13 protein-coding genes and 1 pseudogene are annotated in these 15,367 nt (G+C 65.3%); 11 read left to right on the top strand and 3 right to left on the bottom strand.

Annotated elements, in window-relative coordinates; all coding sequences use genetic code 11:
- The first annotated feature begins 73 nt into the window (after positions 1 to 73).
- Positions 74 to 307: a hypothetical protein gene (locus K3U96_RS11915; protein ID WP_069407965.1), complete on the top strand. Its 234-nt coding sequence runs from the start codon at positions 74 to 76 to the stop codon at positions 305 to 307.
- The gene (locus K3U96_RS11910) at positions 297 to 608 is read left to right on the top strand and encodes a type II toxin-antitoxin system PemK/MazF family toxin (protein ID WP_069407964.1); all 312 of its coding nucleotides are present in this window, start codon (positions 297 to 299) and stop codon (positions 606 to 608) included. The genes K3U96_RS11915 and K3U96_RS11910 overlap by 11 nt, the downstream gene beginning before the upstream one ends.
- 231 nt (positions 609 to 839) lie before the next feature.
- Here K3U96_RS11910 and K3U96_RS11905 read toward each other — a convergent pair whose 3' ends face one another.
- The gene (locus K3U96_RS11905; protein WP_220693144.1) at positions 840 to 1,751 is read right to left on the bottom strand and encodes a helix-turn-helix domain-containing protein; all 912 of its coding nucleotides are present in this window, start codon (positions 1,749 to 1,751) and stop codon (positions 840 to 842) included.
- Positions 1,752 to 1,809: 58 nt separating this feature from the next.
- Between K3U96_RS11905 and K3U96_RS11900 the strand changes: the two genes are divergently transcribed.
- From K3U96_RS11900 to K3U96_RS26910, 9 genes and pseudogenes are all read left to right on the top strand, one after another.
- Positions 1,810 to 3,063: a sulfotransferase family protein gene (locus K3U96_RS11900; RefSeq protein ID WP_003932514.1), complete on the top strand. Its 1,254-nt coding sequence runs from the start codon at positions 1,810 to 1,812 to the stop codon at positions 3,061 to 3,063.
- Positions 3,060 to 4,304 carry an MBL fold metallo-hydrolase gene (locus K3U96_RS11895; RefSeq protein WP_220693143.1) on the top strand — a complete coding sequence of 415 codons (1,245 nt, stop codon included), beginning with the start codon at positions 3,060 to 3,062 and terminating at the stop codon, positions 4,302 to 4,304. Before K3U96_RS11900 ends, K3U96_RS11895 begins: the two co-directional genes overlap by 4 nt.
- Positions 4,301 to 5,053, top strand: a complete 753-nt coding sequence (locus K3U96_RS11890) for an SDR family NAD(P)-dependent oxidoreductase (RefSeq protein ID WP_220693142.1) — start codon at positions 4,301 to 4,303, stop codon at positions 5,051 to 5,053. The genes K3U96_RS11895 and K3U96_RS11890 overlap by 4 nt, the downstream gene beginning before the upstream one ends.
- 30 nt (positions 5,054 to 5,083) lie before the next feature.
- Positions 5,084 to 6,253 carry a cytochrome P450 gene (locus K3U96_RS11885; RefSeq protein ID WP_220693141.1) on the top strand — a complete coding sequence of 390 codons (1,170 nt, stop codon included), beginning with the start codon at positions 5,084 to 5,086 and terminating at the stop codon, positions 6,251 to 6,253.
- On the top strand, positions 6,250 to 7,260 hold the full coding sequence (locus tag K3U96_RS11880) for a zinc-dependent alcohol dehydrogenase (protein WP_003932518.1): 1,011 nt from the start codon (positions 6,250 to 6,252) through the stop codon (positions 7,258 to 7,260). Before K3U96_RS11885 ends, K3U96_RS11880 begins: the two co-directional genes overlap by 4 nt.
- 559 nt (positions 7,261 to 7,819) lie before the next feature.
- Positions 7,820 to 8,209, top strand: coding sequence for a TA system antitoxin ParD family protein (locus K3U96_RS11875; protein ID WP_069408075.1), 390 nt, complete (start codon positions 7,820 to 7,822; stop codon positions 8,207 to 8,209).
- Positions 8,210 to 8,240: 31 nt separating this feature from the next.
- Entirely contained in the window at positions 8,241 to 8,834 is a 594-nt protein-coding gene (locus K3U96_RS11870) for an ATPase (RefSeq protein ID WP_069408076.1), read from the top strand.
- A gap of 219 nt (positions 8,835 to 9,053) precedes the next feature.
- Complete coding sequence (locus K3U96_RS11865; protein WP_220693140.1) at positions 9,054 to 10,280, top strand: alpha/beta hydrolase family protein; 1,227 nt, start codon at positions 9,054 to 9,056, stop codon at positions 10,278 to 10,280.
- A 20-nt stretch (positions 10,281 to 10,300) separates the two neighbouring features.
- Positions 10,301 to 10,507, top strand: a pseudogene (locus K3U96_RS26910) (FAD-dependent oxidoreductase); the annotation flags it as partial.
- A 111-nt stretch (positions 10,508 to 10,618) separates the two neighbouring features.
- Here the strand turns inward: K3U96_RS26910 and K3U96_RS26905 are convergent.
- Together K3U96_RS26905 and K3U96_RS11855 are read right to left on the bottom strand one after the other, a co-directional pair.
- The gene (locus tag K3U96_RS26905) at positions 10,619 to 14,395 is read right to left on the bottom strand and encodes a hypothetical protein (protein WP_230982434.1); all 3,777 of its coding nucleotides are present in this window, start codon (positions 14,393 to 14,395) and stop codon (positions 10,619 to 10,621) included.
- A 9-nt stretch (positions 14,396 to 14,404) separates the two neighbouring features.
- On the bottom strand, positions 14,405 to 15,367 hold the full coding sequence (locus tag K3U96_RS11855; protein WP_220693138.1) for a hypothetical protein: 963 nt from the start codon (positions 15,365 to 15,367) through the stop codon (positions 14,405 to 14,407).

The following is a 15,367-nucleotide window of genomic DNA, read 5'->3' as shown; positions in this document are numbered from 1 at the left end:
TGTCGCTGCCGTGCCGAGACAGCGCCGACGGGGAACCCAGTGACTGTCTTACAAAACGTCGTACACTGTCGCTATGGCTGACACGATTACCTTCCGGCCGGACGAAGACACATCGAAGGCGCTGGAGGTCTTGACCAAAGACGGCACGGCTGTGTCCGCAGCCGTTCGATCTGCTCTGATCGATGCCGCACGCCGGAAGGCCAGCGCGGCGATTCGCGCCGAGGCGGAGAGCGTTGCCGAAGACGAGTCCGATCGCGCGGAGGCCATGCAGGTGCTGCGCGATATGGAGACCCTGCGTGCGTGGTGAGGTCTTTCAGTTGCATGCCCCGCGGGGGAGTCGCGGTCACGAACAGGCCGGTTTCCGCTACGCGGTCGTCGTTCAGTCAGATCAATTGCCACTGTCGACCTGGCTAGTCGCACCGACGTCCACGTCGGCTCGTGCCGCCAGCTTCCGACCCGAAGTTGAAATCGGCGGCCTCAACACCCGGGTGCTTGCTGAGCAGACTGCAGCGATAGATCCAGGCCGGCTCGGCAAGAGCGTCGGGTTCCTCAGCTTCGACGAAATGCGCCGCGTCGATGCAGCCCTACGCGTCGTCCTCGATCTCTGAGCGCTGCGCGGTCACCACCACATTGGACAAAAGCAATTGGTAGACACCGCGATACGGCGTACTTTACGGGTAACCCTGCATATTCGATTGCTGCATAATCGTTGACGAGATGCCCACGTGTCGTGCGCGGTTCTCGTCAGGTGCGGCGTATGAGGCTGGCACATAACGTGAGCAAGCGCTCGATCGCCGACGCCGTGCTGTACGGCGCCCTGCTGACGATCGACGCGATGGCTACGCCGACGGCGCCGAGCGCCTCATGAGAGGCGCAGCCACGCTGGCGAAGTCGATGATCCGTGCCCCGATTTCACGTACCTGCTGCTGCGTGAGTTGACGGTACGGCTGCGCGGAGACCGACATAACGGCGGTGCCGTGCTCATCGAAAATCGGTGCCGAGATTGTGGCGAGGGGATGGGCATCCACCTCGGGCAACTCGTCGGGTAGAAAGTCGACGACTGTCAGGTCGGCGACGGCACCGGCCAGACGAACCGAGACCGGATCCGGCCCGTTTCCATTGTCGAGGGCCAGCAGCGCGGTGTACACGCGCAGCAGGGGGTCGCTGAGGCGTTCGATACCGTATCCGCGTTCCCGAACCTCTGTCAGCACCTTTGGCATCCGCGCCCGGTAGACATCATTGGCCGCACCGGCGGCGTCCATCCAGCGCTCGTGCGCGGCTGTGGGTGCCCATGCGACGAACTCGCGGCCGAACGGTGCGACGAAGGGCAGGCGCACCCCGGCGCGAACAGGGGGAGGATTGGCTCCGGGAGACGCCGCGTCGATGACGGTGATGGAACCATCGCTCACCTCCGAGATGCAGACCGCCATGCCGAGCTCGGTGCACAGCTTGTGCAGAGGCGCTCTGAGAACGCGTGACAGCGGTGTCGCGGCCGACGGTGGGGTAGGCAGGCCCGGGCCCGGTGAGTATTTCCCGCTGAGTGGGTCACGCAGAACCCACTCGCACACGCGCAGTGTGTGCAAGATGGCGTGCCCGGTGGATCGGCTGATCCGCAGCTCACGGCATATCTCAGCCAATGTCAACGGGGTGCCGGCACGATCGACCAGTAACTCGACGACTGCGACGACACGTCGGGTCGGGGGCGAAAGGTCTTGACCGTCGGGGTCTTCCTCGCCTAACTTCGCGTTCATATAGTCGAATCATAACTCGAATATTCGACACACTGCCATTCTGAAGAGGATGCCCGCGATGGCGCAAACAGTTCTGGACATCGACGATCTGACAGCGCCGGTGCTCGATCCGATCCAACGGCAGGTCCTCGAACACATGGCTGCGGTATCGGTCGAACTCGATCCGGCCACCCTGATCGACGAGGCGATCGAGCGAACTGGAATGGACGACTTCGGCCCGGGCGACTTTCGTCCCCGGCTGGAGGCATACGCCGCGGCAGTGGACGCCGATTCGGGCAACACGAACCTGAACAGGCTGATCATCCGTAACCGGATCATCCGACTGCTGTCACAGCGGTTGCTGCTGGCCGACCTCTTGCGTCGCTACCCGGAGATCCACGCCATCGAGATCGAAAGTCCGTTCATCGTCGTCGGTCTTCCCCGCTCGGGTACAACGCATCTGGTGAATCTCATAGCGGCCGACACCCGTCGGCGCGCGCTGCCGTACTGGGAAAGCCAGGAACCCTTTCCGTACCTGGGTGAAGGTCCCGACGTCGGCGGCGTCGACCCGAGATTCACGCGCAGCGTCGAAGAGCACGAATCGGCCAAGATGATGACGCCCCTGGTGCAGGCGATGCACGACCGATTCCCGCAGGCCATCGAGGAGGAAGTCGAGCTCCTCGACCTCGACTTCGCGAGCTATGTCCTGGAGTGGCACGCCCGGGTGCCGCAATGGCGAGACTTCTACCTCGGGCTCGACCAGCGCGAACATTACGGCTACCTGCGGACTGTTCTGCAGGCGCTGACCTTCCTGCGTGGTCCACGCCAGTGGGTCCTCAAATCGCCGCAACACTGCGAGCAACTCGGACCGCTGATGCAGACCTTCCCGGACGCCACAGTGGCGTTCACCCACCGAGACCCCGTGGCCGTCATCCAGTCCGCCGTGACCATGCTGGCCTACGGGGACCGGATGCGCCGCAAAGAGATCGACCCCGAGGGACTGGTGGAGTACTGGATCGACCGGATCGAACGGTTGCTACGCGCCTGCGTGCGCGACCGCGAATTGATCGGTGCGGACCGCAGCGTCGATATCCCGTTCCATCAGCTCAACGGCAACGAGATTTCGATCCTGGAGACGCTGTACGAGTGCAACGGAACGGAACTCACGCCGGAGGCTAGTGCGGCTTTCCAGAGCTACCTCGACGCCAACCCCCGGGGCAAGCACGGCCAGGTGCGCTACGACCTCGCACGGGATTTCGGGCGGACCCCTGAAGAGATACGGGCGAGGTTCGCCTTCTACTTCGACCGGTTCGATGTGCGGGCCGAAGTATGAGCACATTCGAGCCCATTTATCTGAGCCGGCCGGGAGGCGACGCCATCGTCGGCGCCGGGGCGCCCGCCGAAGAGGTCGCGCCGGGGATCTGGATGTCACCGGGCCTGTCGAACTCCTTCCTGTTGACGACCGGCGAGGGCCGGATCGTGGTGAACACGGGGATGGGCTTCGAGGGGCCGGTTCACCGCGCCAACTACGACGCCGTCGATTCGTCGCCGATCCGGTACGTCATCCTCACCCAGGGGCATGTGGATCACGTGGGCGGTGTCGGCACTGTCGCCGACCCGGACAGTGACATTGTCGCCCAGTCGAACTGGGAGATGTGGCGACGGGACAACGAGATTCTGGCCGCGTTCCGCGCGCAGAATTCTGCCTTCGCCTGGGTGGACAAGGTGATGGACACGATCAACCACGCCACGGCTCGATTCGGTCCGCCGCCGCCACAGAGTGCCCCCACCCCGACCATCGTGTTCGACGACGAATTCCTCATCGAACTGGGCGGGCGGCACCTGCAGCTCTATGCGACACCAGGCGGCGAAACCACCGACAGCCTCGTCGTGTGGCTGCCCGACGAGGGTGTCTGCCTATGCGGCAACGTGTTCGGGGCGCTCTTCGGGCACATTCCGAACCTGGTGACGATCCGCGGCGACCGGTACCGCGATGCGCTCACCGTCGTCGAGTCCATCGACAGGGTGCGGGCGCTGGGAGCGGAGACGCTTCTCACCGGCCATTTCGGCCCGATCGTCGGCAAGGAACGGATCCACTGGGAGTTGACTCGCCTTCGTGACGCCGTGCTGTCCATCCACGACCAGACTGTGGCGGGGATGAACGCCGGCAAGGATGTACACACGCTGATGCGCGAGGTGGTGCTACCACCCGCCATGCAGGTCGGCGAGGGCTACGGCATGGTGCGGTGGAATGTGCGCGCGATCTGGGAGAACTACGCGGGCTGGTTCCATCACCGCTCCACCGCCGAGCTGTACGCCGAAAGCCCGGACTTCGCGGAGCAGACGCTGGTCGAACTAGCCGGCGCAGAAGCGGTGCTGGATCGGGCGGCAGAGCTTCTGGACGCGGGAAATCCCGTCCGCGCGATCCGATTGGCGGAGATCGTCACGCGCACTGTGCCGGACGACAAGAGGGCAAAGAGCATTCAGGTCGCTGCGCACAAGCGATTGCTGGATGCCAGCACCAACTTTTGGGAGGCCGCGTGGCTACGCAAGAAGATCGAGGAGCTGTCATGACGAACCGCGTCCATTTCGATTTCAGCGGTAGCACCGCATTGGTGACCGGCGGGACCAGCGGCATCGGATACGCGACGGCGTCTTTACTGCGTGACAGCGGTGCCACGGTGACCGTCACCGGGACACGTCCGGGGCCCCAGGACTACGACGACGTGGATCTGTCGGGGCTTGATTACCGCCAACTGTCATTGACCGATGACGTCGGCATCGCTGCCCTCGCCGAGTCCTTTGACACGTTGGACATCTTGATCAACAACGCGGGCGCCAACTTTCCCGGTGGTCTCGACGAGTCCACCCCTGAAGGCTTCGCTCTGTCGGTGCAGGTGAACCTGCTGGCGCCGTTCACGCTAACCGAGCGGTTGCACGGAGCGTTGAAACGATCGACGGCGCCTGGGGGAGCGAGCGTGGTGATGCTCGCGTCGATGGCAGCGATTCGCTCAGTACCGATCGTGCCGGGATACGGTTCGGCCAAGGCGGGCGTGCTGGCGCTGACCCGCAACCTCGCCGTCAAGTGGGCCGACGACGGCATCCGGCTCAACACCGTCGTACCCGGAGTCGTCGCGACCAGGATGACGGCGCCGATGGACTACGTGCCGGAGATCAAACAAGAGCAAATCGGCCACATCCCGCTGGGCCGGTTCGGCGAACCTGACGAGATCGCGTCCCCAGTTCTGTACCTGTGCACCGAAAATGCCTCGTACTGCACGGGATCGGCATTGATCGTCGACGGCGGCTACAGCGTGCTGTGACCCGGCACAACCCGATGAGACAGGTGCACTGTGACGAATGAAGCGCGAGTTCTGTACAACACGTCGACGCGTGAGTTCCAAACCGATATCTGGGACATCTACCGCACGATGCGTGATGAGCATCCCGTGTATCACGATCCGGACCAAGGTTTCTATGCGCTGACCCGGTTCGACGATGTATGGGCAGCCGCAGCGGATCACGAAACGTTCTCCAGCAAGGTCGCCGAGGCCAATGAGCTCCTGCCGCAACTGATCTACATGGACCCGCCCAGGCAGACCGCGCTGCGCAAGCTCGTATCGCGCGTGTTCACCCCGCGCCGGGTCGCCGGGATGGAAGCGGATCTCAGTGCGTCGATAGAACGACTGATCGACACCATCGCAGCCAAAGGCACGTGCGAATTCCAGCACGAATACGCCGCGGTCATCCCGAGCGTCGCAGTCGGCGGGATGATCGGCCTCGACGAAAAGTATCTCGCCCCGATGCGCGCATGGACCGAGGCGTTCATCGGGTTGACGGAGAACAACGAGGATGCGCTCAACGCCGCCGTGAGCATCTACACGACGTTCGCCGAACTTCTCGAAGAGCGCCGTCGTGAACCGCGTGAAGACATGATGACCGCACTGCTCAACGCGGAAATCGACGGCGAGCGGCTCAGTGACGAGGAGTTGCTCGGATTCTGTTTGCTGCTGGTACTCGGCGGCAACGACACCACAGCCAGCCTGATCGGTTCCGGTACGGTGCTTCTCCTGCAGAACCCGGATCAGCTGGACCTGCTGCGCCACGACCCGTCACTGTGGTTGTCCGCGGTCGAGGAGATCAACCGTATCGAGGCTCCAACCCAGGCCCTGCCCCGGACCGCAACCCGCGACGTCGAGCTGCACGGCGTACGCATCCCGGCCGGCTCACGGGTGCTGCTGGTATGGGGCGCAGCCAATCACGACGAACGCGAGTTCCCGGATCCGGAGCGATTCGACGTGACACGACGTGCCCAGCGCCACGCGTCATTCGGTCACGGTGTGCACTTCTGCATGGGCTCAGGTCTGGCGCGCTTGGAGGCCCGGCTCGCCTTCGAGCAATGGTTCACGCGCTTCCCCGAGTGTGAACTCATCGGTGCGCCCACGCGGATGACGTCCACCTGGGCGCGGGCGTTCGAGTCGATTCCCCTTCGCGTGAACGAGAAAAGGACATCCCAGCCATGAGGTCAGCCATCGTCTCCGGTGCAGGCACGACCGCGATCATCGACGTTCCCACACCGCAGGCAGGCCCCGACGAGGTCCTCGTCCGCATCCGCGCGTGTGGAATCTGCGGGTCGGACACGTTCTACATCTCCATCGGGGGTCTTCCACCGCATCAGGGCAGCATGCCTCTCGGGCATGAACCGGCCGGCGAGGTCGCCGCCGTCGGTGAGAACGTGACCGGTATCGCGGTCGGCGACCGCGTCGTCATCAATCCGATGGCCGTACCCGACGACATCATCGGAAACGGGGGATCCGCCGGTGGCCTCGCCGACTACCTGTTGGTCAAGGACGCCGTGCGGGGCCACAGCATCGAGGTCATTCCCGACTACGTTCCCTACCAGGTCGCTGCGCTCAACGAACCCATGGCCGTGGCCCGGCACGCGGTGAACCAGGTGGCTCCCAAGCCCACAGATCGCGTGGCGGTGTTCGGCGCCGGGCCGATCGGACTCGGCGCGACGATAGCCCTGAAATCCCTTGGAGTCGGCCATGTGGTTGTCATCGACCTGCTGCAGACTCGCCTGGACAAGGCAATGAAGGTCGGGGCGGATGCGGTCATCAATTCGGCCGACGAAGACGTCGTCGCGCGGTTGATCGACCTGCACGGCCCGGGTGAGTCGATCTGGCCGGGAAAGTCCGGCACGGACATCTACCTCGATGCCGCTGGTGCGTCCGAGGTCGTCACGACGGCATTGGCGGCGGCGCAGCGCGGAGCCACCCTTGGGATCGTCGGTGTGCACAAGGAACCGGTGACCGTCGATCTCATGAACGTGATGAGCAATGAACTCACCATCGTCGGCTCGATGGGCTACCCGGACGAGATCTTCGAAGTCACGAAGGACATCATCGAGCACTGGGAGAAATACGCCGTGATCGTGAGCCACACCTTCGCCTTCGACGACCTCGATGAAGCTTTGCGCTGCGCCGCCACGCCCGGCGCGTCCGACAAGATCGTCATCACCTTCGACTGAGGACGGCGTAGGCCCCCGGCTCGCCGGCCGACGGGGAGATCGGTGGGGAAGTCCTGCAACGCAGCCGAAAACGACGGGAGGAGCGATGACCGGCAAGAGGTCGGGCAATGATTCATCTGATGCAATATGCAGTACTTAACTTGACATAATGTCGCTTATCGGCACACACCGGTGCAGGCTGCATCTGATGCCGTCCAGGTTTCCGCCCATTGACCGTCACGGAACTGTCCTTCTCAGTTGATCTTCGCCCGTCCCACGCCTTCTGCGCCGAGCGATCACCGACTGAATCTGCGCTGGCTTGTTCTTGCCGCCGCCACTGGGCCGACGCCTGGTCGCGATGACGACCACGTCACACCCCAACTTCCTCTGCGCCCGACGGTGACGATCCAAGCTGACCTACCGCCGACGGGGATGCATACGTCACAGTGACGAAATGCTGCCTCCGGTCTGGATCTGTGCCTTGGAGCCATATTCTGACAGTGCCTCCACACCAGGCGGGCAACCAACCCCGTAGCAATCTGCTACGGTTGTATCAGATTGCAACAGCAGGAGGTTCCGTATGACTGAGACGGCAGATCGGGTCACGCGGTTTGCCGCGGATCTGCTCGATAGCGCCGCGGCCGAGGGCGCGCGGCAGAGTCGCTCAGCCAAACAGCAGCTCGATCATTGGGCACGAGTGGGTCGCGCGGTATCAGGACAGCACAGTGCGGCCCGACGCAAGGTGGAGGCCGCGCTGAGCGGCGCAACTCCGCTGAGCGAGCTGAGCGCCGAGGAAGGTGTGGTGTTCAACGCTGAGATCTCCGCCGCGATCCAAGAGAGACTGGCCGACACCGACTACGGCGCGACGTTGGCCGGCCGCGGTATCACCACCGTCGCACTCAACGACGACGGCGAGCTGGTCCAGTACCGCCCCGATGGGACCTCGTCGACGCTGTCAGACCAGCGGTGAGACCCGCACCGTACGAGGCTGACATCATCTGGTGAAGCGGCTCGACCTCGTCGTCGGCCCCAACGGTGCCGGCAAGTCCACCTTCATCGAGCTGACCTTGGCGCCCCTGCTGCCTGGCAGCGTGGTGGTCAACGCCGACGAGATCGCCAAGCAGCGCTGGCCAGATGACCCCGCCTCACACGCCTATGAAGCCGCACGGATCGCAGCCGCCACCAGAGAACGCCTGATCGAACTCGGCGAATCCTTCATCGCCGAGACCGTGTTCTCCCACCCTTCCAAGCTCGAGCTCCTCTACAGCGCACACCTGCGGGGGTACTCGGTGGTTGTGCACGCGGTTCTCATCCCCGAGCAGCTCGCCGTGGCCAGGGTGCAACACCGAGTCGCCGCGGGCGGACATTCCGTGCCGGAAGCCAAGATTCGGGAACGCTACCAACGGCTGTGGGCACTGGTCGCCCTCGCGGCTGCTCGGGCGGACTCAGCGACCTTTTACGACAACAGCGGCATCCGGGGACCCCGTATCGTTGCGCAGATGGCCGGCGGCTTCGTCGTGGGCTCCCTCCGCTGGCCGCAGTGGACCCCGGCGGCGCTCACCACGTGCTGGCCCAACCCGCCGGATCGCCGCTAGCCACCGCCCGTCAACGGCAGCAGCCTCGCCGGCTACTGCCGTCGCGACCGTGAACGCCGACCTTTGCTCCCAACCAATGTGAGGCTGGTCGACACGGCGGGTGTGAATCATGGCACGCTCACCGCACGCGGCCATTCGCCTTCCCACCAACCGAAGTAAGCCCATGATCACCACTCGATCGCATAATGGTCAGGGAAGCAACGGCGAAGGAGCACATCGGTGGCAGATTCGACTGTTCGCAGCACAACTCGGGTCGCTGGCTTCGAGGATCCCGAGCTGGACTTTCAGCTGCTCCGCCAGCTCGGCTCGGCTGCATACGGCGGAGCCTCCGTCGGCGAGTGCTTGGCCGCCGCCGCCCGCATCCGCGAATCCGGCCCGCACAGTTGGACCGACGTGTTCGCCGGACTCGCCGACCAACAACACGCCGACGCACAGCAACTCGCCGCCGCCGGTCACCGGCTCAGCGCGCGCGACCGCTACCTGCATGCGGCCAACAGCTACCGTGCAGCTGAGTATTTCACCCCGTTCGGAACCGACAGGCACGTCGAATTGGGCCTTGCAAGCCGTGCGGCATTTTTGGCAGCTATGGCCGAAAACTGCACTGACATCGAAGAGTTATGGCTTCCCTGGCGCGGACAACGGCTTCCGGGCTACTGGTTCACTCCCCACGACACCTCCGGCAGCCCGACGCTGGTCGTCACGAGTGGATTCGACGGAACACTCGAGGAAACCTACTTTCAGATCGGCGTAGCGGCACTCGAGCGTGGCTGGCAGGTGCTGCAGATCTGCGGCCCGGGCCAGATGGACACCGCCCGCACCGAAGCCGCAACATCTTTCGTTCCTGATACCGAGAGCTGGATAACCCCGTGGATCGACATCGCTTTGGACCGCCCCGAGGTGGACCCCAACCAACTCGGCATGCTCGGCATCAGCTTCGGTGGCTATTTCGTCCTGCGGGCCGCCGCGCACGAACCTCGGATCCGCGCATTGGTGGCCAACTCCCCTGTTGTCGATCTGCGCGCGTATATGGTCTCGTTTCTGGCCGGCATGGGCGGAGACCCTGAGCAAGTACTCACGCCCGCAGTGGATTTCAGCCTTGACGACATCGACCAGATTCCCGACGCCGAGATGCCGCCCACCATCAAGGAGATGTCGCGGTCGTTGATCCGACGCTTCGGACAGTCAACGTTCCTGAACACGTTTCACTACCTACGGGAGTTCAACGTCGATCCCGCCACGATCACCTGCCCTACCCTTGCAATGGTCGGCGCCGGGGAGGGCGGTGAACCGATCCGCCAGTACGAGGTTTTCGCCGAGCAGTCCGGTGGTCCGGTGACCCAGCGGATGTTCACCACCGCCGAGGGCGCCGATACCCATTGCCAGCTCGGCAACCTGACCCTGTCCAACGCCGTCACACTGGACTGGCTGGAGGGCATCCTGGAATAGACTCCCCCGTGGGAGGCAGGATGCACATCGACACGGACGTCGCGGTGATCGGGGCCGGCCTGGCAGGATTGACCGCCGCCCGAATTCTGCGTCGCGCCGGCGTGGACGTCGCTGTGTTGGAAGCCCGCGACCGTGTCGGCGGGCGCACGCTGAACCACCGCCTCGGCGCTGCTTTCGGCGACGCGGTGGTCGAAGTCGGCGATCAATGGATCGGGCCCAACCACAAGCGCATCCGCGCGCGGAAACCGCAGTGGAGTCCATGGGCTACATGGACGGCGCGGTGTCCTCGGGCGAACGCGCCGCAGCCAACGTACTCCCCGCGCTGTGAAACCCGCGGTTTATCCCGGCTCCTGAGGCACCATGCGTGCCCAGCCCTCGGTCAGCCGCGCCCGCGCGGGTGGCAACTCCCCCACACCCAGCACGGGTGGAATCGGCACCTCCGGGAAGGTCGCGTCGTCGTCGTGTACGAACGTCGCACGCAACCCCTCGATGAACGGCGCCGGCATCACGGGCACGACCTTCTCATCGCGCTCGAATCCCAGGATCGGCCCCACCCGGAAGGTCGGCCGTAGTCGGGCAAGGGCCGGCTCGATGAAGTCCTTTGGCATCACGATGTTCTTGCGCGGGAGCACCCCGCAGGTGGCGTAGATGCTGCCCCGGGTATCAGCGAGCACGACGAGGTCGAGCGGCTGGTTCGCTGGAACGTCGAACTCCGAGACCTGCCCAGCCACGAACGGGTGGGTGATCGCGCGCGTCTTCTGAAGCCCCGCGCTCGTCACCATCTGGTTGAGCACCGCCTTCTCAGCCGCCTCCAGTGTCGGCGGCGCGAACCGTGCGTCGGCCGGTGTCGCAGCATCCAGGAAGCACCCCAGCACACCGTCCTCAGGCCGCGTCACATCACCGATCCTTACCCGCAGCACCGGCAGCGAAGATGCATCGGTGATCGTCGGCGGTCCCTCTCGTAGCTGCGTGACCGTCGCGTCGGACGCCTCGAATGCTGCTCTTGCGCGAAGCACGACCACGGGATCCCCGAGCAGCCGCACACAACCGTCGGCATGCTTGACGGTGGGCTCGAGCGTCGAACGGACCGTGTCGAACACGCGAAGCATTGCGGTGAAGCCGGTTTCGTGCCATCCGGGCGCACCGGCTGCCACGGTGAGTGATTGCGCTACCACCGCCTCGACGAACCGGCGCAGGGTCGCGTTCGTGATCGCGGCGGTCGTCGGTTCTCCGTCGGGCACGGTGACCCATGGCAACGGCGTGAAGTCGACCGTGAGCGTCGTGGCGTCGACCGGGCCCAGATCTCCGTCGATCGGGTCGGTCGCGGTGAGTTGGCCGACCGGTTGACCGTCGGCGTCGTAGACCTCGAGTGCTTGATCCACGAAGTCCGGCAACAGAAATCCACAGATCGGTGAGTCGAACGGCGTGGCCTCGACATCGAGGTCCGCGGCCGACTGCAACCGCAGATTCAGCCGCCCCCAAGTGGTGAGCCGAGCGGGCATCGCCGTCGCCCACTCCGGCAACGGGTCCAGCGTTGTGCTGGCGCTCGACCAGCCCGCAGATGCCCCGAACGTGTCGTAGACGCGGATGCGGTTCATGTGCAGAAACCCGCCCTGCTCGCGCTGCCCCTCGGCGGCGAGTGCATCGTCAAGGCCGGTCAGCGACGCCGACACCACATCAAGTGCGTCGAATGTGCCGGCGTCCACCCCGTTGGGCGCAGGCTTTTTCGGCATCGGGTTTCCGTCGGGACCGTTGACGGCTTCGGTGACCAGAGTCTCGCGCAACACGTTGGCGACGGTCACGGTGGCGACATGCCGCTCGGTCACGACCTGCTCGCGGTCCGGCGCGACGACCGGGTCCCGGTCGACCGTCTCGACATGCTCCGGCGGCAGTGCCCACGCGTCGTTGAACCGCTTGCGCCGGTGGGTGGCTTCGGTGTCGAGGAAGAGCGGACCGTACCAGTCACGCCACGCCTGCAGCCCAACCGCGCTCGATGGCGTTCCGATGGGCTCGATCGCGGCGATCGCCTCGGCCTGCTCGTCGTCGAGTAGACCGCCGCGGTTGAGCCAGATCGAGCGTGCGGCCGCGGTCAGTTGAGCCGCGGTGGGCTTCTGGCCGCCGTCACCGGTCCGGTGCGCGACGCGCGTCATGATCGGCGCGTTCGCCGCGTCGGTCAGCGCGTGCTCCGCGACGAGGCCGGATACCGTATCCGGCAGTCCGGAGACTCTGAACGCGGCGGTGTCAGCGAGTAATTCGCTGCCGAGCACGGTGTGGCCGCCGACGCGCAGACCGACCATCAGCTCGCCGGCGAACCGTGTGTCGAGGTGGCCGTCGAGCCGGAACCGTCCGTCGGCTCCGTGGCGGAACTGCCGCTTGGCGCCGTAGAGCACGAGGTGCGGCGCCCACGGCCGGTACCACCGCGGGCCGGGGACCTCAAAGAGGTGCCCGGTGTCCGGGAGGTGCACCCGGGCGCCGGCGATCGAACGGTACAGCTCCGCGAGTACACGGTGAATGCGGTTCTGCGCGAGGTCGATTGGGGCATTCGGATCTCCGAGGTCGAGCCACCAGCCCGCCTGTGCGGGACCCGAGCCGTCGGCCGAGGGTCCCAGCATGCTCGGCGCGGCGTTGCGGCGATGGTCCTGTACACGCACGAGCCTGGGGTCGATCGGATGCGTTGACTCGTGCTGTGCGGTGGCGAACGCGGCGCGCAGATCGCCGATCCACTCGATGATTTCGCCGTCGCTGGGCCCGGAGGGTTGTGCCTGCGGGGGCTCGCTGAGGACGGCGTCGGGGATCTGGCTCTGCAGCTGATCCGCGGTCGGGGCTGCGATCGCGGCCGACCTCGCGATCAGGTCCAACCAGTTTCCCATCACCGGCACGGCGGCCGAACCACCGAGATCGGCGAGGGTGAACCCGAGGTTCTGCAGGTTGAGCTTCGGATAGATGTCCAGCCGCGCAAACCATGTCGAGCGGCCGGGCACCCCCTGGAAAGTGCGCGCATGTTGTGCGCCGGGCAGATCGATGACCCCGCCTACCGTACCCGACTGCTGTCCGAGCTTGCCCAGCATCATGTCGAGGTAGTCCACCTCCGTGTCGGCCCCGGTACGCGCAGCGACGTCCGCCATGGCCCGCTGCAGGTTTGGATAGAGGGCAACCCCGTCCGTCTTGAGCGACGAAAAGCCGATCAACCTTGTCTGCCGGACCGGCACGCCGACGATCGAGCCGTGCAGCACCGTGTGGGCTTGGTGAGCCGCGGGCATGAGCGCGTCGACCACGACGTGTTGTGCTGTGCCTCCGTTGGATTGGAACGCATCCGCAAGCGTCCGCGTCGCGGTCACGCTGCTCCGCAGCAGCTCATCGGTGAAGTCGGCGTCGGCGAGCAGCATCGTCGTCTCGGCCGCCGGTGGTGGCGGCATGTCCTTGACGCTGAGCTGCGGGTTCCACGACGGTTCCGCAACGACCGCCCCGTTGGCCACCGGCACCGCGAACTCGGTGAAGCTTTTCAGATCGGCGCGGTGCCCGAGCTTGTCGAGGCGCCGCAGCAGCGTGCGGTAGAACGGGTCGAACGATGTGGACGAGTACCAGCCGACGACCGCGTAGCTCACCGTCCCGGACGGCGTCGAGCCGAGATCGGCCAGATCGTCGTGAAACCCCAGGCGCCTGCGGCAACTCGGGTAGTACGCGGTGGTGAGTTGGTCGAACGGTTCGTCGAGGGCCCACTCGCCCCAGCCGGGTGCGACGCGGGCCAGCACACCGGGTGCGGTGTGGATGCGGTCGGCGGCCCGGCCCGCCGGCGGTTGCCACTCGGCCAGCGGCGTCACCGCCTCGGCGACCGAGTCGACGATCCATTCCCGATGCGTGCGCGCCGCATTGCCGCTGACCGGGTTGAAGCGCACGACGAGCCACAGATCGGGGACCCCGCGGAACCTGGGCGGGCGTGACTTCTGGGCGTCGGCTTTGGCCAGTGCATCCGGAAGCGCCCAGTGCAGGTGGATGCCGCGTTCGAGCACACCGGTGGCGGTGAACGGCGGGTCGCTGAGCAGCGGAACGGTCGTCGCCGCGCCGACCACGCGGGCGGCGACATCGATCGGCACGGTCTTTGTCCGCTTGGGCATCGTGGCTCCTCAGTCGGGTTCGGTTCGGAAGAGCGCATGCTCGGCGAACTTCAGGTTCACCCGGTGGCCGTTGCGCAGCAGAAGCCCCTCTGGTGGAGCCGGTTTGGATCCCCCGCTTTCGGCGGACGGCTGCCGAAACACCTGGATATAGGGGCGCTGCTCGAGGTGCAACGCCACGGCGCGGGAATCACCGACGGCAGAGCCCGGGACGATGTCATCACTGAGTTTGCGGACATCGATCGTTCTGCGGTTCTGATCGTGGAAGCCGATGACGTGCGAGCCGGTCGCCTCACTGCCGTCGGGATTCCGTCGGTCGACAGTGTATTCCTGCCCAACGGGGCGGTTGTCGTCGAACTCGACGCCGTACCGGACCCCCTCGAACGGCTCCCGAAGATGCACCGACGCGGGCTCGCCGTCGAACAGGGCGATGAAGACATCGCGCGAGACCGGCTCGGCGCGCAGGGTTTCGACGATGTTCTGTTCGGAGTCCGCTTCGGCGTCGGCGACGCTGTATGCCCGGACAATCATCTTCGGCCAGCGCCGGACGAGTTCGGAACGTATCAGCATGCCGGTCATCTGACCCTCGGCCGGGTTCACCTGCTCGCGGATCGCTTGCAGCACCGTCAGCGAACGGTGGAAGTCGACCGTGCCGAGATTGGTGTTGGACACGACACCGTCGATGACCCGGTCGACCCACGTCTGGTTGACGTGAAAGAACCGGATCGACTCGGGCGGCAGCAGCCGGGCGTCGGGCACCAGATAGCTCAGCGGGATGCGCCGAAGCAGGCGGATGTCTGTGAGGAACTCGACGAGCCGCGCCGACATCTTGATTCCGTTGATGAACCAATCGGGAGTGCTTGACGGCGAGGCGAATTCGAGGCCATCGGTAGTCGCGGTAACCGCGTACTCGCCCACCGTCGTGACGACGGCTTCCACCCCGGTCTTCGGTGACAGATGCTCGTTCTGGGCCAT

Source organism: Mycolicibacterium holsaticum DSM 44478 = JCM 12374, from assembly GCF_019645835.1.
Classification (GTDB): Bacteria; Actinomycetota; Actinomycetes; order Mycobacteriales; family Mycobacteriaceae; genus Mycobacterium; species Mycobacterium holsaticum.
This window is presented reverse-complemented; position numbering and strand designations above follow the sequence as displayed.